This window comes from Imperialibacter sp., assembly GCF_048007035.1.
Taxonomy (GTDB): Bacteria; Bacteroidota; Bacteroidia; order Cytophagales; family Cyclobacteriaceae; genus Imperialibacter.
Map to the genome: position 1 here is coordinate 1,296,554 of NZ_CP180355.1, position 24,093 is coordinate 1,320,646.

At 47.0% G+C, this 24,093-nt stretch carries 20 protein-coding genes; 5 read left to right on the forward strand and 15 right to left on the reverse strand.

Going from position 1 to position 24,093, the window contains the following annotated elements; all coding sequences use genetic code 11:
- Positions 1-175: 175 nt before the first annotated feature.
- On the reverse strand, positions 176-1,552 hold the full coding sequence (locus ACMVP2_RS05910; RefSeq protein ID WP_416867034.1) for a M20/M25/M40 family metallo-hydrolase: 1,377 nt from the start codon (positions 1,550-1,552) through the stop codon (positions 176-178).
- Positions 1,553-1,861: 309 nt separating this feature from the next.
- Here ACMVP2_RS05910 and ACMVP2_RS05915 point away from each other — a divergent pair, with 309 nt between their 5' ends.
- The 3 genes from ACMVP2_RS05915 to ACMVP2_RS05925 all read left to right on the forward strand — a co-directional run bounded on the left by ACMVP2_RS05915 (position 1,862) and on the right by ACMVP2_RS05925 (position 5,059).
- On the forward strand, positions 1,862-3,187 hold the full coding sequence (locus tag ACMVP2_RS05915) for a sugar porter family MFS transporter (RefSeq protein WP_339790992.1): 1,326 nt from the start codon (positions 1,862-1,864) through the stop codon (positions 3,185-3,187).
- Between the two features lie 38 nt (positions 3,188-3,225).
- Positions 3,226-4,368: an AraC family transcriptional regulator gene (locus ACMVP2_RS05920; protein ID WP_339790990.1), complete on the forward strand. Its 1,143-nt coding sequence runs from the start codon at positions 3,226-3,228 to the stop codon at positions 4,366-4,368.
- Between the two features lie 64 nt (positions 4,369-4,432).
- The gene (locus tag ACMVP2_RS05925; protein ID WP_416867035.1) at positions 4,433-5,059 is read left to right on the forward strand and encodes a DUF2306 domain-containing protein; all 627 of its coding nucleotides are present in this window, start codon (positions 4,433-4,435) and stop codon (positions 5,057-5,059) included.
- Between the two features lie 62 nt (positions 5,060-5,121).
- On the opposite strand, the gene ACMVP2_RS05930 is transcribed toward ACMVP2_RS05925, so the two are convergent.
- From ACMVP2_RS05930 to murI, 11 genes are all read right to left on the reverse strand, one after another.
- Positions 5,122-5,922: a Fic family protein gene (locus ACMVP2_RS05930; RefSeq protein WP_416867036.1), complete on the reverse strand. Its 801-nt coding sequence runs from the start codon at positions 5,920-5,922 to the stop codon at positions 5,122-5,124.
- The gene (locus ACMVP2_RS05935) at positions 5,891-6,157 is read right to left on the reverse strand and encodes a hypothetical protein (RefSeq protein WP_339790985.1); all 267 of its coding nucleotides are present in this window, start codon (positions 6,155-6,157) and stop codon (positions 5,891-5,893) included. Before ACMVP2_RS05935 ends, ACMVP2_RS05930 begins: the two co-directional genes overlap by 32 nt.
- A 235-nt stretch (positions 6,158-6,392) precedes the next feature.
- Positions 6,393-8,282, reverse strand: a complete 1,890-nt coding sequence (locus tag ACMVP2_RS05940) for an amidophosphoribosyltransferase (RefSeq protein ID WP_339790984.1) — start codon at positions 8,280-8,282, stop codon at positions 6,393-6,395.
- Positions 8,279-9,760: an NADH-quinone oxidoreductase subunit N gene (locus tag ACMVP2_RS05945; protein ID WP_416867037.1), complete on the reverse strand. Its 1,482-nt coding sequence runs from the start codon at positions 9,758-9,760 to the stop codon at positions 8,279-8,281. Before ACMVP2_RS05945 ends, ACMVP2_RS05940 begins: the two co-directional genes overlap by 4 nt.
- Positions 9,761-9,762: 2 nt before the next feature.
- On the reverse strand, positions 9,763-11,427 hold the full coding sequence (locus tag ACMVP2_RS05950) for a complex I subunit 4 family protein (protein WP_416867038.1): 1,665 nt from the start codon (positions 11,425-11,427) through the stop codon (positions 9,763-9,765).
- A 4-nt stretch (positions 11,428-11,431) separates the two neighbouring features.
- Complete coding sequence (gene nuoL, locus ACMVP2_RS05955; protein ID WP_416867039.1) at positions 11,432-13,525, reverse strand: NADH-quinone oxidoreductase subunit L; 2,094 nt, start codon at positions 13,523-13,525, stop codon at positions 11,432-11,434.
- A complete protein-coding gene (gene nuoK / locus ACMVP2_RS05960) occupies positions 13,526-13,831 on the reverse strand; it encodes an NADH-quinone oxidoreductase subunit NuoK (RefSeq protein WP_416867040.1) in 306 nt (101 codons plus the stop codon).
- Positions 13,824-14,321 (reverse strand): NADH-quinone oxidoreductase subunit J, encoded by a 498-nt coding sequence (locus ACMVP2_RS05965; RefSeq protein ID WP_339790973.1) that lies wholly within the window; start codon positions 14,319-14,321, stop codon positions 13,824-13,826. Before ACMVP2_RS05965 ends, nuoK begins: the two co-directional genes overlap by 8 nt.
- Positions 14,321-15,331, reverse strand: coding sequence for a 4Fe-4S dicluster domain-containing protein (locus tag ACMVP2_RS05970; protein ID WP_339790972.1), 1,011 nt, complete (start codon positions 15,329-15,331; stop codon positions 14,321-14,323). Before ACMVP2_RS05970 ends, ACMVP2_RS05965 begins: the two co-directional genes overlap by 1 nt.
- Entirely contained in the window at positions 15,316-16,398 is a 1,083-nt protein-coding gene (locus ACMVP2_RS05975; RefSeq protein WP_339790970.1) for a complex I subunit 1 family protein, read from the reverse strand. The genes ACMVP2_RS05970 and ACMVP2_RS05975 overlap by 16 nt, the downstream gene beginning before the upstream one ends.
- Positions 16,399-18,394: 1,996 nt before the next feature.
- Positions 18,395-19,201: a glutamate racemase gene (murI, locus tag ACMVP2_RS05980; protein WP_416867041.1), complete on the reverse strand. Its 807-nt coding sequence runs from the start codon at positions 19,199-19,201 to the stop codon at positions 18,395-18,397.
- 175 nt (positions 19,202-19,376) lie between these two features.
- Between murI and ACMVP2_RS05985 the strand changes: the two genes are divergently transcribed.
- Entirely contained in the window at positions 19,377-19,544 is a 168-nt protein-coding gene (locus ACMVP2_RS05985; RefSeq protein WP_416867042.1) for a hypothetical protein, read from the forward strand.
- Positions 19,545-19,936: 392 nt separating this feature from the next.
- Here ACMVP2_RS05985 and ACMVP2_RS05990 read toward each other — a convergent pair whose 3' ends face one another.
- A complete protein-coding gene (locus ACMVP2_RS05990; protein WP_339792879.1) occupies positions 19,937-21,310 on the reverse strand; it encodes a cystathionine beta-synthase in 1,374 nt (457 codons plus the stop codon).
- Positions 21,311-21,445: 135 nt separating this feature from the next.
- On the opposite strand from ACMVP2_RS05990, the gene ACMVP2_RS05995 reads away from it, so the two are divergent.
- Complete coding sequence (locus tag ACMVP2_RS05995) at positions 21,446-21,856, forward strand: BT0820 family HAD-type phosphatase (RefSeq protein WP_339792880.1); 411 nt, start codon at positions 21,446-21,448, stop codon at positions 21,854-21,856.
- Positions 21,857-22,211: 355 nt separating this feature from the next.
- On the opposite strand, the gene ACMVP2_RS06000 is transcribed toward ACMVP2_RS05995, so the two are convergent.
- Both ACMVP2_RS06000 and ACMVP2_RS06005 read right to left on the reverse strand, forming a co-directional pair.
- Positions 22,212-22,955 carry a hypothetical protein gene (locus ACMVP2_RS06000; RefSeq protein WP_416867043.1) on the reverse strand — a complete coding sequence of 248 codons (744 nt, stop codon included), beginning with the start codon at positions 22,953-22,955 and terminating at the stop codon, positions 22,212-22,214.
- Between the two features lie 52 nt (positions 22,956-23,007).
- Complete coding sequence (locus tag ACMVP2_RS06005) at positions 23,008-24,069, reverse strand: hypothetical protein (protein ID WP_416867044.1); 1,062 nt, start codon at positions 24,067-24,069, stop codon at positions 23,008-23,010.
- Positions 24,070-24,093: the final 24 nt, after the last annotated feature.

Consider the following 24,093-nt stretch of genomic DNA (forward strand, 5'->3'; position numbering starts at 1 on the left):
AGGAACACAATTGATTGAGTCCGGGCGTCTCCGAAAGATAGATACCAGCCAATGGAATGCGCCTTAGTTTTATACCTGTAGCATATTTCGAGAGTAAACGGTAAAATAGATTTTCACGCCACTCATTTTCAATCAACCAGTCAATTGGTCGCCAAAAATGAAACATATACCTTTATTACCTCCCAATCAACGATGAAGGAAATACTACCAGGCTTTCGTTTCCGTCCTTACCAACAGTTGCTACCCCAAACAAGAAATTGTCGATCACAAATCCCTCCAGGGTAAATTCGGTCAGTTTGCCAACAAACCGGCTGCTCTCCCATTGCGGTACCGTAGTGTCTCGCCAATAAATTCTGTAGCCAGCCAGGTTCGGATCGTCAACTGCAGACCAGGCAAGCCTGGTAGCCGGCTGAACAGCTCCTCCAATTTTTACTTGAGCGGGTGCCTTCGGTGCCCAGGCCAAACTGGCCAGATTAATAGCATTGACAGCAGTCAGCTTGGCAGCATAATCGAAGTTGACTCCTTCGGTAACATCACCATACTTGACGCCGTCCTCAACCCTCACATCCTGATGCTGGCGGGGATAGTACTCATGAGCTTCCATGATCCGGATTCCGGCATAACCCACGTCGTTGAAAGGCCGGTGATGTCCTCCTCGCCCAAACCTGTCCAGGCGATACACCATCATTGGGTTCATTTCGGGCATGTAAGTGGAAACGGTCTTGTGCACATACCGAGCTAGCTGGCGGCTAATTCCATCTACCTCTCCTCCATAAAAGCGGCGACTATCTCTTTCTTCTTCGGTTTCCGTTACCGGAGTGGGCTCGGAAAAGATCCGGAAAGTACGGTTATCAATCACACCATCTACCCCTTCAATGTTGCCAATCATGTCGTTATTCATTACCCCAATGATATCCCAGCCTTTTTCCCTGGCCATTTCAGCCATGTAGGTGCCCCCCACCAGACCCTGCTCCTCCCCTGAGAGCCCCACGTAAATGATGCTGTTCGGAAACTTATACTTGCTCAGCACCCTGGCCGCCTCAATGGCTCCTGCCATGCCTGAAGCATTGTCGTTCGCTCCCGGGGCATCAACTTTCCCATCCATCACATCAGTTGCTCTGGAGTCGATATCAGCCGACATAATGATGTAGCTATTCGGGTTGACTGTTCCTTTTTGGATAGCAATCACGTTGGTGACCACCGTTGGCTCCTTGATCCGGGCAAACTTATCTGCCGGCACCTTGTTGTGCTGATAAGTTACTGTAAGGCAGCCACCGCAGTCCTTAGCTATTTTATCGAACTCAGCTTTGATCCACCTGCGGGCAGCTCCAATGCCCCTAGTAGCTGAAACCGTATCTGAAAGGGTGCTTCTGGTACCAAAGCCAGCCAAAGTCCTGACGTCTTTTTCTATTCTTGCGGAAGAAACAGCCTTTACGATGTCGTACATGCGCATGTCCTGGGCCGGCGGCGCCTGGGCAGACTGAGCCTTCAGAGGCTGCTTGCCGAACCCTGCAACAAAAGCAAAAAGGAGATAGTAAAGTCTAAATTTCATATTGTTCCGATTGATCAGGCGAGGAAGGTAAGCAAAACTTTGTTTGTGTCCGGACAAAAATCTACGAAGAGAACCATATCGGCTACCAGCGGCTGCCTTGACTTTACGCAGGTACCTCAAAGGAAGTGAAGGAACATAAATTGCCTATATACAGCTTTCATTTTCTAAGCCTGACCCACAATAAAAAGTACGTTCAATCCGCAGTTAAAGGAGCGTCTTTAACAACTAAGCCCAATAACACTCAGGCAAATCAATCTATTTTCCTATTTTTCAGGGCTTGTACAAAAACACCTGCTTAACGCCAATTGCATGAAGACCAATCGCTACCTGCTTGTAAGTTCTGTTGTGGCCGCCCTAGGCGGTCTTTTGTTTGGATTTGATACCGTCGTTATCTCTGGTGCCGACCAGCAACTTCAGGCGCTCTGGGGCACCTCTGATCTTTTTCACGGCTCCGTGGTCATGTCGATGGCGCTGTGGGGCACAGTCATCGGCGCCCTGTTTGGCGGCTATCCCACCGACAAGTTTGGAAGAAAGAAAACCTTGTTTTGGATAGGCGTTCTTTACTTTGTGTCAGCCATGGGGTCTGCCTTCGCCTGGGATCCCTGGTCATTCGCCATTTTCAGGTTCGTCGGTGGTTTGGGTATTGGTATCTCCACAGTTGCCGCTCCTGCTTATATCTCCGAAATAGCCCCTGCGGATCAAAGAGGCAAGTTGGTGGCATTGTACCAATTCAATATTGTTTTTGGCATCCTTCTGGCCTTCGTTTCTAACTATTTGCTGAAAGACATCGGCGAAAATGCCTGGCGCTGGATGGTAGGCATGGAAGCGTTCCCCGCCTTCATCTACCTGGCATCCACTTTTTCTCTTCCCGAAAGCCCAAGATGGTTATATGTGCACAAAGGTGACAGGGAAGCAGCCGTGGCCATCCTGAAAAAAATTGGGACAGACGAAAAGGAGCTGGTAATGGCCACAAAAGACGAAGCGGCACAACATGCGAGCGAGTCTATTTTTCAGGGCAAGTACAGGTTTCCTCTGATGCTTGCTTTCTTCATCGCCTTTTTTAACCAAATGTCGGGCATCAATGCCTTCCTTTACTATGCCCCAAGGATATTCGAAGCGGCTGGACTGGGTGCCAGCTCCGCACTTTTAAGCAGTATTGGGATCGGGATCACCAATATGGTCTTTACATTACTTGGCCTGTACCTGATAGATAAAGTGGGACGGAAAGTGCTCATGTATATTTGCTCTTTTGGTTACATCATTTCATTGAGCCTGGTGGGCATTGCGTTCTACCAGCAGTGGCAGGGCATGGCGGTGCCCATTTTCCTGTTCCTTTTCATTGCAGCTCACGCCATAGGCCAGGGCACTGTTATCTGGGTTTTTATCTCCGAAGTGTTCCCTACTCATTTACGTGCTTTTGGTCAGTCGTTTGGTAGTTCTACACACTGGGTGCTGGCAGCGTTGGTGACCTTGTTTATGCCGGCCTTACTTAGCGGCTTCAGCAGCCCCGGTATGGTGTTTTTCATCTTTGCTTTCATGATGGTGCTGCAGTTGGTGTTTGTGATTTTTATGATGCCGGAGACAAAAGGACGATCGCTGGAGGAAATTCAGCAGGACTTTGGGATAACGAAATAGTCATTTGACATGATGGCTTCCAATGTCCAAATTGCGTAATGGATTTCCTGTTCATCGTGGGCATTGCTCAGGCGTTCTTTTTTGCTCTGCTTTTGGGTAGAAAAAAAGACAAGTCTGTCGCTGACAAGATTCTCCTGGTTTGGCTAATTTTTATCGGACTTCACCTCCTGGGTTTCTATTGGGACTACTCTGGCTTTTCCAGCCAACATCCTCATCTCCTTGGCTTTAGCTGGTTTATGCCCATAGCAGAAGGGCCATTTTTGTGGATTTACGCTGCGGCCCTGCTTTCTGGTGCCAAGCGATTCAATCCCTGGTGGTTGATCCATTTTGTGCCATTTGTACTTCTGAATGTCTCTATCTATGACTTTTACCTGAGTCCTCCTGAGGAGAAAGCTCAATTTGCCGCCACCTTGTGGGAAAACCCACCATGGCAGGCAGTGCTTGGTAATTTTCTCACACTGTATTCAGGGCCCGTCTACGTCCTTTTTCTCCTTGTTCGACTGAAACGGTTCAGAAATGGTCTCAGGGATTTCTTCTCCTCCACTGAAAGGATCAACCTACTATGGCTGCAACGGCTTACCTGGGGCCTTGGTGGTATCTGGGCCGTGGTGCTGGGCACGTACGCCTACTGCCGAATTGCTGACACTCGTTTACCCGACAATAACAACTATTACATTTTTATTGCGGTAAGCTTATTTGTGCTTTTTCTAGGCTACCATGGTTTGAAGTATGAGAACATTCTTGTGAAATATGCTTCACCAGATGTGGCCAGCGACGAGGCTGCCACGGCAGAGCGATATAAAAAATCCGGGCTGAAACCCACCGATGAAAAAGTCCTGCTGGATCAAATAAAATCGCTGCTGGTGGAGCAAGAGCTCTACCTGGAACAAAACCTGACGTTGGACGATTTGGCTAAAAAGCTCGACAAACCCCGCCATTATATCTCACAGGCAATAGGAAGTGAGGAAGGCCTGACTTTCTACTCGCTTGTCAACCAGCTACGGGTGGAAGCGGCAAAAGAAAAGCTTGTTTCCGATGAATTTGCGCATTTTAGCTTGCTGGGGATTGGCCTTGATAGCGGTTTCAATTCCAAGGCTTCCTTCAATCGGGTTTTTAAAGAGTATGCCGGCATCAGCCCGAGCGAGCACAGGGAACGCCACCAAAAGATTCATCAACAATAGGGCTCATCCCGCCGGATGAGGCGATACCGTTCTTGAAAAGCACTTATTTGGCATAAAAAAACTCATGAATAAAAGGATTAAAATTATCTTATGGAGCTTGCTTGTGATTCTTTCCATTAGCGTTGCAGGCTATGCTTTTTCATATTTAAGCTTTACGCCTGACAGAGGTTTCCCTGCTCAAAAACCTGAAGCGCTCAGAACAAGTGTTTTCTGGCTCCTCGCCTTTTACACCCACATCAGCTTTGGGGGAATCGCCCTCCTTACCGGCGTTTTTCAATTTTCTGAAAAGTTGAGAAAAAGAATGGCGCTACATCGCACTTTGGGTAAAATCTACCTGATAAGCATTCTCCTGGGTGGAGTGGCTGGATTTATACTTTCCTTGTTTGCTGAAGGGGGAATCATCGCTAAAGTGGGCTTCAATCTTTTGGCTGTCACCTGGCTGCTTACCTCCTGGTTGGCTTACAGCAGCATACGAAATAGAGACATAGAAGCACACAGAAAATGGATGCTCAGAAGCTATGCTGCCTGCTGTGCTGCTATTTCACTCAGACTTATTTTGCCTTTCGAACTGGCGGCTTTGCACATGGATTTTACCACAGCCTACCAGATTGTGGCCTGGGCTTGCTGGGTACCGAATATGATTGTAATAGAAATGTATATCAGGATCCAAAAGCAAGTACAGTTGGCTTGAGAACAGAATACTCCATCAGAGTCCCCTTCAGGAGACTCTGATGGAAAGCTCATTGAAAGCAACTACTCACTGGAGTCGTTAAGTCTCGCTTTGAGTGTGCTAATCACGCTGTCAAAAAAAAACTGAACCAACGGACTCCGTTCTGGATCTTTTTCGCTTTCAATTAACGAATGAATATATCGGGATTTGTCGGATGCTTGAATATTTAACGGCGGGAACCCAGTCTTTAGCAGTATGAGGCTCGATAGCAGCCTCGCCATCCTTCCATTGCCATCCCAAAAAGGGTGAATGACATTAAGAAACTGATAATGGAAAATCGCTGAAATTCGTACCGGATGAGTCAAATACTCTTTCGTGGAAGATTTACCTAGCAATTCGTTCGTTTGAAATATCAATTGGTTCATTGCCGATTCAACTTTCTCCGGTGCTAAGTATTCATGAATATGGTTGTCTGGACGAATGGTGGCATTGACTTCCATTTTATATTCTCCGGGCCCACCGGTCAACGGATCGATTACTTCCCATTGATATGGATCCTTCATCAGATCGCCGTGAAGCTTTTTGATGACACTCTCCGAGAGATCAAGTGTCTCATACGTACTAAAAATAGTATCTAGAACTTCTCTGTGATTCTTTAGATCCGAAAGATCCTTCAGGTTTGCTCCCAGTTTAGTGGTACCATCTCTCAAAAACCTGAGGGTCTCAGCATAAGTTAATGTCAACCCCTCAATCTTAGTGGAATGATAGGTGAAAGTGTTTTTAACCTCTTCTTTTATTTTGCTGTCCCAACTTTCGAAAGGGAAAGCATTCCTGTAGTCACGATAAAGCTCATTAAGTATCAGTAATTTCTGTTGGAGTTGCATTTGGATGAATATCCAAAATTAAATCATAATCTACACCTTTGGTTCTGAGTTTATCATACCAAGCCATGATATCGGCCGGGTAGGCGACCAGGTCATCGCCACGCTTGGTTACCGTTTTCCCCATAATAAAGCTTTCGAAGTCTTGACGCAGTGCCTCCGGTATTTCTGAAAAGTACACTGGCTTTTTAGCTTTAGCTAAATCAGATACTTTAAGAAAAATATCATAACTAACCATGGTCATCAAAATTTAGACATCGGAATCCTTTGAACATCACTCAGAGTCCCTTCGGGAAGCTCCGATGCTTTAAGTTAAGAGGTTCATTGTCCCATTCTATTTTTACCCCAAACCCTAAGCCAGGCACCCCTAAAGGGCGTATGGATTACCATTAGCAGGCCCTTTAGGGATTAAGGGTAAAATGCTCTTAACTTAATAGCATTGCGGGAGACTCTGATGGAATTCCTTTTTGATATTAGTAAGCCCTTACTGCTACGCCCCGCATGAAGTTGATAAACGCTCGATTCACTACTCTGTTACCACCGGCCGTCGGATAGTCGCCTGTGAAATACCAGTCGCCTGAATGGCCTGGGATAGCTTTATGTAGGTTGGGCACAGTCTGGTACAGCACCTCTACTTCTGCTTTCAGCGTTTTCGGCTTCACAATCTCAGAGATCTTTTCAGAAATCTGATCGTCAGTAAACGGATCGTACAATTCTTTTACAAAGTTGGGGGCCTCTGTATCCTCTGCGTGCATCACGCATTTTTCATACACTTCATCCAGCAAGTGCTCCTTGCCATGGTCTTCCAATAGCTTCAACACTGCCCTGAAAGCAATGAAGTCCTTCATCTTGCTCATGTCGATGCCATAACAATCGGGGAAGCGGATTTGAGGAGCAGAAGACACCACCACAATTTTCTTTGGCTCCAATCTGTCTAGCAAAGTCAAAATGCTCTTTTCAAGTGTGGTACCTCTCACAATACTATCGTCGATCACCACGAGTGTATCAACCTTTTTCTTTACTACCTCATAGGTAGTGTCATACACGTTGGCCACCAGGTCGTCACGGTGCTGGTCGTCGGTAATGAAAGTACGTAGCTTCGCATCTTTGATCACCAGCTTTTCCACTCTGGGCCTGAACGACAGAATCTCTTCCAGCTTCCTGGGATCAGTGATCTTTTCTTTCAAAATCACTTTCTTGCGTTGCTTGATCAGGTATTTTTCCATGCCCGCCATCAGCCCAAGGAACGCCGTTTCAGCCGTGTTGGGGATATAACTGAACACTGTGTTTTGCAAATCGTGGTCGATGGCCTTTAGTACCTGAGGCACCAGCAGCTCACCCAGCATTTTTCGTTCCTGATAGATGTCCGGATCGGAACCACGGCTAAAGTAGATGCGCTCAAAAGAGCACGACTTCTTTGGTATTTTCTTAATAAACTTTTCTTCTCTGAAGCTGCCGTCCTTTTCTATGATCAATGCGCTGCCAGGTTCTATCTCCTTGATATCCGAATAGTTGATACCAAAAGCAGTTTTGATGGCCGGCTTTTCTGACGCCACTACCACCACCTCTTCGTCGGCATAGTAATAGGCGGGCCTGATGCCGGCAGGGTCACGGGCAACAAAAGCCGATCCATGTCCAATGAGGCCAGCCATGGCATAGCCACCGTCAAAGTCTTTGCATGAGCGCTTCAAAACCCTTTTCAAATCGAGCTTCTCTTCTATGATATCAGTAATTTCCTGATTGCTGAAATCGTCTTTGTACTTATCAAAAAGCAACTGATTTTCTTCATCAAGGAAATGGCCGATTTTCTCCATCACAGTAACCGTGTCGGTCTTCTCCTTGGGGTGCTGGCCAAGCTCGATCAGCTTCTTGAAAAGCTCATCCACGTTGGTCATGTTGAAATTGCCGGCTACCACCAGGTTACGGCTTCTCCAGTTGTTCTGGCGCAAAAATGGGTGGCATTTTTCTATGCTATTGACGCCGTGCGTACCATACCTCAGGTGCCCCAGCCAAAGCTCGCCGGTAAATCCATAGTTCTTTTTCAGCCATTCAGCATCGAAGTATTTCTCTCCTCCCTCTCTCTCCGCCTTCTTGTACTTCTTCATCACCTTATCGAAAATCAAAGAAACAGCTTGATTTTCGATAGACCGGTATCGGCTGATATACCTGTAGCCGGGCTCAATATTTATTTTGATATTGGCTACTCCGGCTCCATCCTGCCCTCTGTTGTGCTGCTTTTCCATCAGCAGGTAGAGTTTGCTGGCTCCATAGGCAGGCGACTGATACTTATCAATATAATATTGAAGGGGTTTTCTGAGCCTGATGAGCGCTATGCCGCACTCGTGTTTAATTTGATCACTCATAATTGGGTTACCGGGAAGGGTATTTGCTGAATTATTTGGATTAAACTGTCAGGCTTTAAAAAAAAGAACACCAGCATAAAAACAAGAAGGCAAGCCGTCATGATCTGGCCTGCCGTAAGTGTTTCCATCCCGGAAGTGTCTTTTTCCTCCACCTTCAAAAACATGAAGTAGGGTATCTTTAAGTAATAAAATAGTGCAACCACAGTGTTTCCTGCTGCTATCAGGAGAACAAACAACAACAAACTCCCCGAAGAAGTTTGCCATTCGTTCCAAAGTGACGAAAAAATGTAAAGCTTCCCGGTGAACCCAGCTAGCGGAGGAAATCCCACCAGCGACATCATGGCGACCAGAAACGCAACAGCAAGGAAAGCATGTTTCTTACCAAGGCCCTTGTAGTCATTGAAAGAGAACTTTTGCTCCCGTTCCATATGATCTACCAGATAAAAGGCCAAGTAATTCATAAAGAGATAAATGAAGATGTAAAAGTAAAAACTTGTTACCGCAAATCCATCATTTATCGCAATTGGTAATACTAAAAATCCTGCCTGGGCTATTGATGAATAGGCTAGCATCCGTCGCACGTTGCTCTGATTCAATGCTGCCATATTGCCAAAAACGATAGAAACAGAGGCCATGAAAATCAAAAACTGACTGTAACTGCTAACTACCGAAAAGCCTTCTGTGAGCCTTAAAAGCACGATCAGGCCGCCAATTTTAGGCACGACGGAAAAAATGGCCGCAACCGGCACAGGAGCCGTTTGGTAAATATCGGGTGTCCACAGGTGCATGGGGAACAAAGCGATCTTAAAGAAAATGCCCATCAGCACGAGTACCATCGCAAATAAGGCCAGGGGTTCGTTGGCTTGTTGTAACTGTGTGATAAAAGCTTCGGTGGTAAATGCCAACGATCCGGTAAGCCCATAAAGCAGGGAAATCCCATACAGCATCAGGCCGCTGGCAAAAGCGCCAAACAGCAAGTACTTGATGCCGGCTTCAAAATTCAGCTTTTTTAACCCAAATACTGTAAGTATATAACCGCTGATAGAAGTAAGCTCCAGCCCCAGATATACTGAAAGCAGCGTGGTGCTGCTCACCATCAGCATGCCGCCCAATGCAAGCGAAAGGAGGATATAGTAGTATTCTGTCCGAAGCTGCAAGCCAGTTCCGAAAAGAAGAGTGAGCGCCAGGGCCAGGAGAATAATGGCTTTGGCGAACAACCCATGCCTGTCGGCTATCAGCTGACCGGAAAACAAAAGCCCTCCCTCCGGCATTTGCACCCACAAAGGCAAAATGAGCCACAGCGCTACGAATGCAAAAAGCATCGAAAGCACCAGCAACAATAACGGCCGCTTGCCCGATGTGACCAGGTCAATTATAAGAAGTAATATTATTCCAGCACCGATTGCTAACTCAGGCCCCACCTGATTGAGGCTTCCCAGGGCTTCCAGCAACTGAAACGATAGGCCTTCTTTGTGCATATTTAGCTGCCTCCTGAATTAAGTGACTGGATGATGGTATTTCCGTTTTCGAAAACCAGCTCTTTCAGCTGATTGATACTTCCGTTCATTAGGTCGAGAAGGAAATGAGGAAAAATACCAAGCAAAAGCACAATGAAAATCAATGGGATGAACATCAGCCACTCCCGGTTGGTCAGCTCGGTCAGCATATCCTTCCAAGCCACCTCCCTGAGCGCCAACCTGCCGTAGAACATGCGCTGCAAGGTCCAGAGGTAATACGCAGCTGAAAGCACCAGACCAAAGGTAGCCAGCACCGCCATCCATTGCGGCACCTGCCCATTGATTGATGAAGACTGAAAAGCCCCAAGGAAAACCAATAGCTCACCAATGAAACCTGAAAGGCCAGGTAGCCCCAGAGAAGCAAAGAAGAAAAAGACCGTAACGGCTGTAAAATAAGGCATCTTTTCTGCCAGGCCGCTGTAGTTCTCTATCATTCTGTCGTGCGTACGGTCGTAGAGCACTCCTGCTATCAGGAAGAGTGCTGCCGAGATAAACCCGTGGCTCACCATCTGAAACACTGCACCGGAGTACCCTTCGGTGGTGCCAGCGGCAATACCGAGCAGCACAAAGCCCATGTGGGAAACGGATGAGTAGGCGATCAGCTTCTTCAAATCGGACTGTGCCATGGCATTGAATCCGCCATAGATAATGGCTATCACCCCTAAAAAGCCTACCCACCACGAGTAGTCGAGCGCAGCCTCCGGAAAAATAGGATAGGCAATTCGCAACAAGCCATAGCCGCCAATCTTCAGCAAGATACCAGCCAACACCACAGACACAGGTGTGGGTGCTTCCACGTGGGCATCGGGGAGCCAGGTATGAAAAGGAACGGCAGGTAGCTTGATGATGAAGCCTACAAAAAGGAATAAGAATGCCAGGGATCGAATAGAAACGCCTCCCCATTCTTTTAGGTAGGTGGGATCCAAAATGCTTCCTGCAATAAAGTTGGCTGGGTCGCTCATGTGCAGGAGATTGAAAGTCCTGACCAGCCTCCCATCAGCTAATATTTCAGTGGGATCCGACACCGAGATATAGAGGCCGATCATCGCCACGAGGATCAGCACTGAGCCAACCAGCGTATATAAAAAGAACTTTATCGATGCATATTCTCTTCTGATACCTCCCCAAATACCGATTAGGAAGTACATGGGCAAGAGCATGAATTCAAAGAAAATGTAGAAGAGGAAAAAGTCGAGGGCCACAAAGCAACCAATAATAGAGCTGCTCAACAGCAGGTACAACGCAAAATAGCCTTTCACCTGTTTGGTGATCGACCATGAGCTGATCATGCCGATTACCAAAATAAGTGTAGACATCCACAGCAGCGGCACACTCAATCCGTCAACACCCAGCAGGTAGTCGATAGACAACACCCCCCAGCCCCCGAGGTCCATGGTGATCCAGTCCGCTTTTTCCACAAAGTGAAAGCTTTCAATGGAATAACTTCCGCCGCTTTCCGGAAACTGATAAAACTGAAACAGGAGGATACTGCTGCCTGCAAGTTGTAGTAACACCGCTGCCAACGATATCCAGCGGATGGCAGTGGCTTGCCTGTCTTTCATCAGCAACACTATCAGCGCTCCTACAACAGGTGTCCATATAATCAGCGATAACAGATAGTTCATCATTGGCTTACTTAATCAATATCCAGGTAACTACCAGTAAGGTAAAAAATAACGACCACGCAATATATTTCTGCACCGCACCGCCCTGGAAGGATCGTGCAATGTTACCAAAAAATTCAGTGATTCGAACCGTGAGCACTACCAGGCCATCCACCACCTTCTTATCAAACCACCCTACGACCATTGAGGCTACCACCATCAAAACTCCCGTTAAATTGACCACAGGATCAATCACACGCCTATCAGCCCAGGATGACGCTCTTGTCAGTTGGTTGAAAGAATACACCACCGTTTGGTCATAAAGCTCATTCAGGTACCAGTTGTTAAAAGACAATTCACCCCAAAAGCCAGGCTTCGAAGTCTTTTCTTCCAGTTCTGCAATAGCCTGATGCTCATCTTCGTCATACATCACATACCCCAGACCGACACCTGTGAGAGAAACCAATATGGAAATAGTAGCTATTGTCTTATGTGGAATCTCGTTGGTCGTCTCCAGATAAAGGCCAGAAATGGTGGATCGGCCGGTGGCTACCAGGTCCATCAGCCAGCTGCCTTGCCCGAAGGGGTTCCAGTTGAACCAAATCCAAAGGCTGCCTCCCGCCAAAACCAGAAGAGGAATGGTGATTAGTTTGCCATTTTCTGTCAGGCCGCCCTTATTGCCTAATCCTGGTGTTTTATTGCTCCCGAAAAAAACCAACATGACCAGCCTGCTCATGTAAAAAGCAGTAAGAAAAGCGCTAAACAAGGCCAGCATAGGCACGACCCACCTCACGCCCCCCTCAGCTGACGCCCAGGAAAAGGCTTTTGTGACAATTGCATCTTTTGACAGAAAGCCTGAGAACATGGGAATGCCCGAAATAGCCAGTGCCAGCAAAAGGAAAACCAGAAAGGTAGTAGGCATATAATTTCTGACACCCCCCATCAGGCGCATGTCCTGAGCATCGAAGTGAGCATGGGTTTCATGAGCAAACCGGTGCAAGGCATGGATGATACTACCAGCTGCGAGAAAAAGGCCCGCTTTGAAAGCGGCGTGAGTGGCCAAATGAAACAGGCCTTCCTCTCTGCCGCCAACCCCCAGCGCCAGCACCATGAATCCGAGTTGTGAGATGGTAGAGAAAGCCAATACCTTCTTGATGTCATATTGAGAAATGGCAGCTACGGCACCCATCACAGCAGTGATGGCACCAATAAAAGCCACCATAAACAGAGCGGGTGGTGTAAATAGAAAAAAAACCCGGGCAATGAAGTAAATCCCAGCCGCCACCATCGTAGCAGCGTGAATGAGAGCAGATACTGGTGTAGGGCCTTCCATGGCGTCTGGCAGCCATACCTGCAAGGGAAACTGTGCTGACTTGCCTACCGCTCCGCCTAAGAGGCAAATGGAAATCACCGTGAACATAAACGGTGAAGAGGTAATCAACTCACCATTTCTTTCAAAATTAAAGACCTCTCCTTTCCATTGAATCGCATCTACCATCCCCTGCAGCTCACTGATGCTGAGGGTTTTAAAAATGGCATAGATCAAACAAATACCGATCAGAAAACCAAGATCACCCACCCGGTTGACAAGAAAAGCCTTGAAGGAAGCCAGGGCCGCCGACTCCTTTTTGTACCAAAACCCAATGAGGAAATAGGAAGAAGTGCCCACCAGCTCCCAAAAACAAAAAATCAACAACAAGCTATCAGCCAGCACTATGCCCAGCATGGAGAAGGTGAACAAACCAAGACAGGCGAAATAGCGGTTTTTACCAGGATCATCCTTCATGTACTCCAGCGAATACACATGCACCAGCAAAGACACAGTATTTACGATCACCAACAAAAGCTGAGTGATGCCGGACAACGCCAGCGAAAACGAAAACTCGGTGTCTCCTACACTCCACCAGGAAAGTGAGAGCAACGACTCTGGTACACCAAAGTTGACTCCGAAAATAATCCACGACAAAAGGGTGCTAGCCGCCAGGAGCAACGTGGAAAATTTTCCGAGGCCGTCCTTTCTTTTTCGCCATAGCACCAGTCCTATTACAAATGACAGCAAAGGCAGTAGCCATAAAACGGCTATGGCACTCCAAATCCATATGTTGGTAGGTTGCTCTTCCATCTACTCTTCCACCAGATTGCTTATTTCGTCAAGATTGGTAGTATGATATGTTCTGTAAAGCTTCACTATGATAGCCAATGCCAATGCCGTTTCGGCAGCGGCGATAGTAATCACCACAAGGGAAAAAAACTGGCCATCGAGCCTTTCCGGGTATAAGGCGTTGAAATAGACAAAGTTGATATTGGCTGCATTGAACACAAGCTCTACTCCTATCAGCACGGCAATCACATTCTGTCGGGTGAGCACCAGCGCCACACCTGCCGAGAAAACGAAGGCGGATAGTAAAAGGTAGATAGAATTACCCATGCCCCTCCCCTTTGAACCGAGCGATAGTGGCAGCACCCACCAGCGCCACAAGCAGTAATACACCTATAATTTCAAACAGAATAAAATAGTCGGTGAGGATGGCCATTCCCAGCCGTTGTATGGCATGAGGCGCCACAACGATTTCCGTAGTATGAAACCCTTGCGAAAGGTACACGATGCTAGCGAAAAGTGCGACAGAGAATAGTACTCCCAATACTGTTCGGTTAAGCTGGGTTAGAATGGGTTGACCAGCGACCCTATTGGTAAGCATAATGCCGAAAACCAGTAGAATCAACACGCCCCCGATATAAATCATTAGCTGCGTGACCGCCACAAAATCGGCCTGCGCCAAAACAAACAATCCTGCCACGCCCAAAAAGGTCAGCACCAGAAGAAAGGCCGCATACAACAGGTTTCTTGTGACAAGAATCCCCAGCACAGAGAGCACTACAAGTGCCGCAAAAATATAGTGAATAACACCTGCGTCCATCAGTCGTCTTTTTTCGGTTTCATGATGGGCTTGGGCCTGAACACAGGCTTTTTAGTTTCCTCCGGTTTTTTCTCTTCCTCGCCCTCCTGAGGTTCGGGCTTCTTCATCACAGGTTTCATGACAGGCATTTTAGGCTTCATGACCGGTTTCTTGGCTGTATTCGGCGAAGCTTCCCCACTGGTGTCGGCCTTCGGCGTCGGCGTTTGTTCCTCCTCAGCACTCTTTGGTGTTGCGGGCTTCATCACCGGCATTTTCGGTCTGAAAACAGGTTTCTTTGGAGCTTCTGAAGCAGCTTGTGGAACCTCTTCGCTGGTGTCGGGGGCTTTTTTGGACATTTGCGGCTTTATCGCAGGCATTTTGGGCCTGAAAACCGGCTTGGCTGAAGCGGCTGCTCCTGATGTTTCGGCGGTGCTGGCTTCTTTCGGCTGTCCTTGCTGCTTGGCCAGTTGCATTTCCTCAAAGGCCTTTTTCTTCTCGAGGATCTCCAGCGGCGTCATCTCTGCAAAAGCAAAATTATGTTCCTTCACTGAAAAGGTACTGAAATCATACTCGCTGGTCATGGTCAGGCACTCAGTCGGGCATACTGTGGTGCAGAGTCCGCAGAAGCAACACTTGGCCATATCGATATCGAACTTAGCCGCATAAATGCGCTTGGAGGTTCCATCTGAAGTCTTTCCTATTTCCTCCACCGCCCGCACTGGTTCAATGTCTATGCAGTTAACCGGACAAATCTTGGCACACTTGTCACACACAATGCAGTCGTCGATCTCATTGTGGAGCTTGTATCTTCCATTGTCGGGCACGGGCAGCTTTTCCTTTGGGTACTGCAAGGTCACCAGCCCTTCTCCTTCCCTGAAGTAATTGTCTTTAGCCACAGAACCCAACGCCCACTTTCCAGTCGACTTTTTGAGGTGCCTGATAGATAGCTGCAGCCCTTCCAGCAAGGTCTGGGTGCTGGTTTTTATATCTGACCAATACGTAGTTTTTTCGTCTCTCATGCGATCATCCATAATCTCCAGATTCCACATAACAAAAGCAAGAGGATAGACGCCGGAGTGAGGTATTTCCAACTCAGGTTCATGAGTTGGTCAATGCGCAAACGGGGGTAGGTCCACCTGATCCACATGTGCATAAACATACCAACGAGAGCTTTCGACAATAGCCAAAACACTCCCCAAATATAGCTCATGAACGAACCGGGAGTTCCTGTTGTCCAATCTGCCAGCTTCACCACGCCCATATTGGGTAGCGGCGTATTCCATGCACCAAAGAACAAAATAGCTGCCAGCATACTCACCAGCATCATCATTCCATATTCTGCCAGCATAAAGAAGGCCCACCTGAATCCTGAATATTCAGTATGATAACCAGCGATCAATTCAGACTCTGCTTCCGGCAAGTCAAAAGGTGCCCGGTTGCATTCTGCCAGCGAGGCGATAAAGAAGATGACAAATACCGGTATGAGCAACGGCGCCTGCACAATATTCCAGGCAAAGACACCTCCCCATTGGCTCACATCCATCGACTTTACCACGCCAAACAAATAAACCGCATTGGGCGACTGAAGCCCCTGTGATAACGAAATCTCCTGCAGATCGAGGGACTGTGTGATCATGACAACACATAAAACTGAGAGGCCCAGCGGCACCTCATAGGAAATGATTTGAGCGACTGACCGAAGTGCTCCAAATAAAGAAAACTTGCTGTTTGAGCCCCAGCCTGCCATCAAAATGCCAAGAACGTCGAGTGATATGATGGCCAGCAGGTAGAAAACGCCAATTTCAAGGCCTGCTCCATCCCAGGCTCCACTGAGGGGTATGACGGCAAACCCGGAAAAAACTGCAGTAAATATGATGACCGGCGCCAGCTTGAAGAGCTTCCAGTCGGCGGCAGCGGGTACTATATCCTCCTTTTGAATGAGCTTAACGATATCGGCCGTAGTCTGCAGAATGCCGAACTTCCCGGTTTCCATGGGCCCCATTCTGTCCTGAATAAAGGCAGAGATCTTCCGTTCCGCATAAATGCCAAGCACAGCGTTGGTGAGAATGAGCGGTAAAAAGAAGAGAAAGGTGGTCATAGGGTGCTGGTTTCTCCGATTATGCGAATATAAGAGGAAGAGATGAGTAATCCTTATGAAAGAAAGGTGGGTTAAGTAAATCCCTAAATCCTTTTGGCGCCTCTAGAAGAGGACGCTGAAAGGGTTGATCGTGAATGGACACCCTCAGGGTTTATGGCGGAGACCCCAAGGGGATTCTCTTATATACAAGCTTATCCCGAAAACCATATCCTTTTGGTGTCTCTCGAAGAGGATGCTGAAAGGGTTGGCTAATGCTGATGCTCTTTTTCAGATACATGGAGCAGACTTCTGTTAACTTCTCAAGCTTGAGAATGAAAAGTGGTATAGCTAACTCCCTCAGGGTCTCTGGCGGAACCCCAAGGGGATTATCTTCTATCCAAGCTTATTGTGAAAACGACATCCTTTTGGTGTCTCTCGAAGAGGACACTGAAAGGGTTGGCTAGCGCTAATGCTCTTTGTCAGATACATGGAGCAGACTTCCTTAACCTTCTCAATCTTGAGAATGAAAAGTGGTGTAGCTAACTCCCTCAGGGTCTTTAGCGGAGACACCAAGGGGATTCTCTTTTACAAAAGCTTATTGTGAAAACGAGATCCTTTTGATGTCTCTCAAACAGGACACTGAAAGGGTTGGCCAGCTCTAATGCTCTTTGTCAGATACATAGAGCAGACTTCTGTGGCCCTCTCAGGAATGAGAATAAAAAGTGCGTCGCTAACTCCCTCAGGATCCCTGCCGGAGACCCCAAGGGGATGGTTAAGGGGATTATCTTCTATCCAAGCTTATTGTGAAAACGACATCCTTTTGGTGTCTCTCGAAGAGGACACTGAAAGGGTTCGTCGACGAAATCCTGTTTTAGAGAGAATATCCATCTGGATCCCTAATAATCCCCGGCAAAGACGCCGAGGGGTTAAGGCACCCTGAAGAGTTGTAACAAAATCGCAAAAGGGAGCTTAAATGAATTCTCGGTAGTGCCGTAGGTAAGAATTGCTTTCACCCAGTTCGTAAAAACCTGCGCTTGAATACGGGTAATAAACCCAGTCATCCACCAGCCTCCACTTTCCCTTGACAGGATTCTTATGAATATAATTTAACTTAGTTTCGACCATTTCTCTATCGAAACAAAGCTTCCCATCAAACGACGATATGAAAACCGCATGTTTACTGCCTCGCTCGACCTGCCTCCTGGAAAGGCCACTTTCCAACTTTGTCAAGATATTATGGTGAGTTTGCTCTTTCAACTTCCTGATAATTTCATAAGCGATAAACCTTTTCCCATTTGCAACAAACTGATTAATCGTTTTATCGGAATTCTGATCAACGTATATCAATCCATGAAAGTGATTTGGCATGATAACGTATCCTAATACATAAGCCTTTTGAGTCGTCAAATATTCAAACCACTTATTGAAGTATTGATAGCAGGAAGTCTCATCGATCAATGGCAACCATTGAAAACATGTAAAAGTGACAAAATATATCGCATTCTTCTCCGAATGTGTTTGATGGATAGACATTATTTCAAAATAGGTATTTTTAAAATAATATACAATCTGAATAAAAAATAGGGCGTAAAAACCCCTCAGGGTTCCTAGTGGAGACCCCAAGGGGATGGTTATCCGAACAAGCTTATTGTGAAAACGATATCCTTTTGATGTCTCTCAAACAGGGCACTGAAAGGGTTGGCCAGCTCTAATACTCGTTGTCAGATACATGGTGTAGACTTCTGTTAACTTCTCAAGCTTGAGAATGAAAAGTGGTGTGGCTAACTCCCTCAGGGTCCCTGGCGGAGACCCCAAGGGGATTTTTCTCCAAACAACCTTATCCCGAAAGCGATATCCTTTTGGTGTCTCTCGAAGAGGATGCTGAAAGGGTTGGCTAATGCTGATGCTCTTTTTCAGATACAAGGAGCAGACTTCTGTTAACTTCTCAAGCTTGAGAATGAAAAGTGGTGTATCTAACTCCCTCAGGGTCTCTAGCGGAGACTCCAAGGAGATTGCGTTACTCCCAGAGATCAAACTTCTCCAAACTAACTGACTCACCGAAAAAAAGCCTGGTAGTGCCCTCAAATGAAGCGGTGTAATCAGAGACAAAGAACTGATTTTCATGCGACCGGCTGGCAGCCTTCAGATTATGAAGCTCCAAAAATCCTTTCAGTGCCCTGGCAACTGTCACCGAAGAGTCGATTACCTGCACTTTACCATTATAGTAGGCTTCCACCTCCTTTTTTATCAATGGATAGTGTGTGCAACCTAAAATCAACGCCGATATATCGGACAGCGCCGACGACGACAAATACTGCTCAATGATATCGTGACTGATACGGTTGTGCAGAAAGCCTTCTTCTATCATAGGAACGAGCAATGGCGTTGCCTGCGCCTTGCACTGATTTTTATTGTCCATGCTTTCAATCTTTTGCTGGTACACCCCACTTTGCACGGTAGCTTTGGTTCCTATCAGCCCTATGGATGCATCAGCATAGGTCTCCCGCACATAGTCTACCACCGGGTCGATCACGTTGAATACCTGGGCTTTTTTGCCAGCATACTCTTTTACCAGGTCGTAGGCAGCCGCACTGGCCGAGTTGCAGGCAATCAGGATCAGCTTACATCCCCGCTGAATGAGGAAGTCGGCAATACGAACACTGTAGGCCTGAATAGCAGCCACGGACTTCTCGCCATACGGAAGGTGAGCGGTGTCTCCAAAGTAGATGAGCTGCTCGTCGGGTAGCAAGTCTTTGACGGCCCTGGCTACGGTGAGTCCTCCTATGCCGCTGTCGAATATGCCTATGGGTGAAGATGAACGCATGGTGCAATTTTGACGCAATATGGGTTTTCTTGGGGTGACTTCATTGAAGAATAGATAAGAATTTAAAGGAGTTGATAGCTTGAAGGATTTATTCTGAGAGGATGTCACCATAGAGCTAACACAAAACTTTACGGCCTGCCCAGGCAGGCTTGCGAGAAACAAAATAAAGGAATATATGACCGCAGAGTTCGGGAGCGCCGCAGAGGTAAAGTCCCACAGAGAAGGAACATGGGTCACACTACTGGTGACACTCTGCAACAATCGTGGAAGCGCCGCAGCGACCAGCAATACAGCCACGAAGACACTAAGGCACGGTGAAACAAAGGGAAAGCTGATATCATAAAGAGACTGCAACCGCAGAAAAAGGGAGGGCCGCAGAGAAAAAGTCCCGTAGGGACGGAACATGGGTAACGCCACCGGTGGCACTCCAAGCAGGCCTGCAAGTGCCGTAGGTACGACATATAAAAACAGCGAAGCGTTCATAAAACACTAAAAATCAAAAGGAAAGCTGTAGTGTTTCAAGGTGTTTGAAGACACGACACCTTAACCTCAAGGTGCGTGAAGATACAGCACCTTAACCTTTGGGTCTGTGACGACAACACACGCTAACCTACAGCCAAAAAAAATCCCGACAGGTGTTGACCCATCGGGATTGCAAGTAAAGAGGTGAGTAATTTAGATTGAAGTATCAAGGTAAACAGACAACCGCACACTTCAAAGACAATTATCGGTGACTTAGCGTGTCAGTGCCATCAAAAGGTCATGCTCAGTGATGATGTGCACCTTGTTCGTCTCATCTCTCACCAACAGCGCCTTATTGTCTTTGTTGATCAGGGAAGAAAGCACATCGACGGTGTTGTCCATGCCTACAAACTGAAAGGAAGGGTCCATTACCTCACTTACGGGCTTGTCCTTGATGCTTGGATCCTGGATCAGGCTATTCAGCAGCTTGGTCTCGTGTACACTGCCTACAAAATGATCTTTGTCTGCCACTGGCAGCTGTGAAATGCCGTCGATATTGAAGACGCCAATCACATCACCCACTTTCATATTCTTATTGACAGTTGTGAGTTTGGTATAGCCATTGCGGCGTTTGATGATGTCTCTGGCGGTGGCAAAAGTTCTTTCCTCCAGGAATCCATGGTTGCGCATCCATGCGTCGTTATACACTTTACCCAGATAGCGTGTGCCGTGGTCTGGCAAAATGATCACCATCACATCGCCGTCTGTGAGATGTTCTTTTGCGTATTCAAGTGCTCCATATGCCGCCGAGCCACACGACCAGCCCACAAATAGCCCTTCTTCTCTGGCCAGTCGCCGGGTCATGATCGCCGCATCCTTGTCTGTTACTTTCACGAAATGATCAATTGTTGAGAAATCCACATTCTTAGGCAGGATGTCCTCACCAATACCTTCTGTGAGGTAAGGATACACTTCGTTGGGGTCAAAAATGCCCGTCTCTTTGTACTTTTTGAACACAGACCCGTAAGTATCGATACCTACCGTGACAATGTCAGCCTTCTGCTCTTTCAGGTATTTGCTCGTTCCGCTGATGGTGCCGCCTGTGCCGACGCCAGCTGCGTAATGCGTTATTTTACCGGCTGTGTCTTTCCAAATCTCCGGTCCAGTTGACTCGTAGTGAGCCTTGTAGTTGGACAGATTGTCATACTGATTGGGATAAAGCGAGTTGGGAATCTCTTTGTTCAACTTTTTTGCCACAGAATAGTACGACCTTGGATCGTCGGGCTCTACGTTGGTGGGGCAAACGACCACTTCGGCCCCTACGGCTCTCAGAATGTCTATTTTTTCCTGCGACTGCTTATCGGCCATAGTGAAAATACAGCGGTAGCCTTTGGCAATGGCAACCAGCGCAAGGCCCATGCCCGTGTTTCCGCTCGTACCCTCTATAATGGTGCCTCCGGGCTTAAGAAGCCCTTCCTTTTCCGCATCTTCAATCATTTTCAATGCAATCCTGTCCTTCACAGAGTTACCAGGATTCATGTACTCGACCTTCACCAGAATGGTGCCTTTTATGCCTGCCGACACCTTGTTCAGCTTCACCAGAGGGGTGTTTCCTATGGTCTCAACGATATGATTATAGTAGTTCATCAATTTTGGATTTGTTGAACAAAGTTAGGCAAAACTCATCGGGTTGCGAAAAAGAAATCGGTAACAAATGGTTAAATTGGATAAGGGCACGTGCTTTCTGCTCATTCTTTATATTTGTACACAGAAGCGACAAACATGCGACAAACTTTGACTATCGCCGTAGACTTTGACGGTACTATTGTAGAACACGCTTACCCGAAAATTGGGAAGCCCATCCTGTTTGCTGTCGACACGCTCAAAGCACTGCAAAAACGCAATCACCGGCTAGTACTCTGGACAATTCGGGAAGGCAGGTATTTGGAGGAAGCCATCGCCTACTGTGAAAAGCAAGGGCTCACCTTTTATGCTGTCAACGAAGCCTTTCCCGGCGAGGGGTTTGAGGAAGGACAAAGTAGAAAAGTGAATGTGGATCTCTTTATTGACGACCGGAATGTTGGCGGACTGCCCCCCTGGGGTGAAATATGGAAGATGATTGAGGGGGATGAGATGGAAATGGCAAAGGAAGCTTCAAAGAAAGGGTTTTTGCAACGGATTTTTGGTGGCTAAACGGTGAAGCAGGAGAACTTTCAAACTCCCTCAGAATCCCTGGCGGAGACCCAGGGGAAGTTTTGTGAAGGCTCTCTGATCACAAGAGTACAAAAGTATCTTGCCATTAAATAAAGAAGCAAAAGGTCCAAGCGAGACGCATTGAACCTGTTTTGCTTCTTTAATGCTTATCGTTCGCCAAATGGTATAACGTGATTTTATCGTCTTGCTCCCCAGATTTTCCGCTTGATCCAAGTTTTGTGAAAGCATTAGGTGAAATGGGAGCAAAGAGGATTAAGAATGGCCGTTACCAGACAAAAAAAGGGTCAGCGTTGGCTGACCCTTCATTCCAGTGTTTTTTGCAGATATCCGGATTTTATCTCCTGCGGCCCACTTTGTAATTACCTCTATATCTTGAAGAAGCGCTTCTTCTGTGGCCTCTTGGCTCAAAGCGGAGGTTCGCCTTCAATGACACAATCGGGCCTGTGATAGACACAGTTTCCACGGTAAAACTATTGGGATCTTCTGTAACTGTCGAAAAGGCCTGCTTATAGCTCCCTATCGGAAATCTGCCCTCAAGTCCAACATCTATATAGTTGGTTACATTGTAGGATACCCCAACCAATGGGTAAAACGAATTGGCCCTCCCTGTATCAGAGCCCTCTTCGTCAAGGCCTGTATTGGCACTTCTTTTATAGGTTCTTTGGATAAAGTTGATCGAGGCTCCAGCACCCACGTATGGGAAAATTTTGTCTTTGGCGAGTGTCTGGAATTCATACAAAAAGTCCAGTGATACCGGCATGATCTTGATCTTCAGGTATTCCTCCCTTGTGAGCCCTCCAAGGTTGATGGGCTCAGATTTGTCGCTGGTAGAGAATTGACCTACCGAAAGCCTGCCAAAATAACTATCGTACACACGGAAACCCACACCTCCACCATAGTACAAACCCCCACCCAGCTTCATATCGAAGCCAGTTAGATAGGAGTCATTGTTCCAATAGCCCAGGGAAGGCTTATAGTATCCTCCTTCTACATTGAGGTAGGTAAGAGAGGCCTGTCCAAAGGCAGCCTGCCCCGCAAAAATAAAAAGTACTAGTAAGGCTGGTATAAATCCACGCATACATTTAAAAGTAAGTGGTTTCAATATCTTCTTATCAATTTCAAATCTAACATCAATCGCCGCCTGAAGCACCACCCTGATTGTGACAGGTATTTAAGCCGTCGTTCAGCCTATCTGTAGCTTGCTTGATAGCAGCATTTTTTTTAGTGTTGGCTTCATTGGTCATCCTGGTTTTGGCCGCCGCTGCTTTTGCAAGATTAGCCGCCAACTGGTTGGAAATCGCAGTCAATTCGAGGTTGAGTAGCAATGTGCTATTGTATAAATCGATGGCATAAAGCAACGTATTCAGAATATTCAACAGTTCAATCTCGGCTGGTGTAAATACAGTAGCACTAGCTATACTAGCTGCGAAAGCATCATATTGTGATCTAAACACCAGGTTTCTCTCGGTGTAGCGGGTGTTTGCTGCTGCAATGCTCGTTGTGCGTAGAGCAATGGCTGCTTGAATATTTTCCGAATCTTTGTTACTGACCAACACTAGCTGAGCATTGTAGGCTGAATCGATTTCAGCTACAGTAGTATTATACGCCCGTCGTGCTGCTGCTTCGCAATCAAGCTCTAAAGCATTCACTGCAAATACTTTCGTTTCGATCAACGGGACTGTGACTTCTAATGCCCTGCCCCTATCATTCAATATCCGCCCGCCAGTAGGCAACGTCATGTTAGGCACAAGAGGAGCCAGCTGAGGATAGTCTTTCAAAAGGCCTTGTATCGTTGCGATCAATGATATCAGGTTACTGTTGGGGTCGCTTACGCCATTTTTTACCTGTGTAGGCAGTGAGTTGACATTCAAACCTTTGATAGCATTCTTCTGGGAGGTTGACAGCGCCTGGGTCAACGCTGTGAGCTGATCACGCACTGCGGCCAAAGCTGCTGCGTTCGTATTGACGTTTGCCAGGTTGTTGCCGAAAGCTGTTTGGCCATCTGTATTCATACTCCCGGGCGTGATATCATCGGGCGTTACATCCTCCAGCGTCACGTCACCCAAATCAATCCCTCCTGATGGGAACTCATAATCAAAATTGGGCACAGGGCCTACGATCTGCTGCTCGCAATCCGAAAAAATGAGCAGCATCGCCACCAATATCGACCCCTTTAAAAGTATTCGTTTCATTGACTTTGAATTTTGACCCAAACT

Bases quoted from the DNA above. Each gene is read 5' to 3' on its own strand.
- nuoK (WP_416867040.1), bottom strand. From the start codon at position 13,831: ATGGGTAATTCTATCTACCTTTTACTATCCGCCTTCGTTTTCTCGGCA.
- ACMVP2_RS05925 (WP_416867035.1), top strand. From the start codon at position 4,433: ATGAATAAAAGGATTAAAATTATCTTATGGAGCTTGCTTGTGATTCTT.
- ACMVP2_RS05940 (WP_339790984.1), bottom strand. From the start codon at position 8,282: ATGAGTGATCAAATTAAACACGAGTGCGGCATAGCGCTCATCAGGCTC.
- ACMVP2_RS06000 (WP_416867043.1), bottom strand. From the start codon at position 22,955: ATGCGTGGATTTATACCAGCCTTACTAGTACTTTTTATTTTTGCGGGG.
- ACMVP2_RS06005 (WP_416867044.1), bottom strand. From the start codon at position 24,069: ATGAAACGAATACTTTTAAAGGGGTCGATATTGGTGGCGATGCTGCTC.
- ACMVP2_RS05985 (WP_416867042.1), top strand. From the start codon at position 19,377: ATGACCGCAGAGTTCGGGAGCGCCGCAGAGGTAAAGTCCCACAGAGAA.
- ACMVP2_RS05975 (WP_339790970.1), bottom strand. From the start codon at position 16,398: ATGACCACCTTTCTCTTCTTTTTACCGCTCATTCTCACCAACGCTGTG.
- ACMVP2_RS05950 (WP_416867038.1), bottom strand. From the start codon at position 11,427: ATGATGAACTATCTGTTATCGCTGATTATATGGACACCTGTTGTAGGA.
- ACMVP2_RS05920 (WP_339790990.1), top strand. From the start codon at position 3,226: ATGGATTTCCTGTTCATCGTGGGCATTGCTCAGGCGTTCTTTTTTGCT.
- ACMVP2_RS05995 (WP_339792880.1), top strand. From the start codon at position 21,446: ATGCGACAAACTTTGACTATCGCCGTAGACTTTGACGGTACTATTGTA.
- ACMVP2_RS05910 (WP_416867034.1), bottom strand. From the start codon at position 1,552: ATGAAATTTAGACTTTACTATCTCCTTTTTGCTTTTGTTGCAGGGTTC.
- ACMVP2_RS05945 (WP_416867037.1), bottom strand. From the start codon at position 9,760: ATGCACAAAGAAGGCCTATCGTTTCAGTTGCTGGAAGCCCTGGGAAGC.
- murI (WP_416867041.1), bottom strand. From the start codon at position 19,201: ATGCGTTCATCTTCACCCATAGGCATATTCGACAGCGGCATAGGAGGA.
- nuoL (WP_416867039.1), bottom strand. From the start codon at position 13,525: ATGGAAGAGCAACCTACCAACATATGGATTTGGAGTGCCATAGCCGTT.
- ACMVP2_RS05915 (WP_339790992.1), top strand. From the start codon at position 1,862: ATGAAGACCAATCGCTACCTGCTTGTAAGTTCTGTTGTGGCCGCCCTA.
- ACMVP2_RS05970 (WP_339790972.1), bottom strand. From the start codon at position 15,331: ATGGATGATCGCATGAGAGACGAAAAAACTACGTATTGGTCAGATATA.
- ACMVP2_RS05935 (WP_339790985.1), bottom strand. From the start codon at position 6,157: ATGGTTAGTTATGATATTTTTCTTAAAGTATCTGATTTAGCTAAAGCT.
- ACMVP2_RS05930 (WP_416867036.1), bottom strand. From the start codon at position 5,922: ATGCAACTCCAACAGAAATTACTGATACTTAATGAGCTTTATCGTGAC.
- ACMVP2_RS05990 (WP_339792879.1), bottom strand. From the start codon at position 21,310: ATGAACTACTATAATCATATCGTTGAGACCATAGGAAACACCCCTCTG.
- ACMVP2_RS05965 (WP_339790973.1), bottom strand. From the start codon at position 14,321: ATGGACGCAGGTGTTATTCACTATATTTTTGCGGCACTTGTAGTGCTC.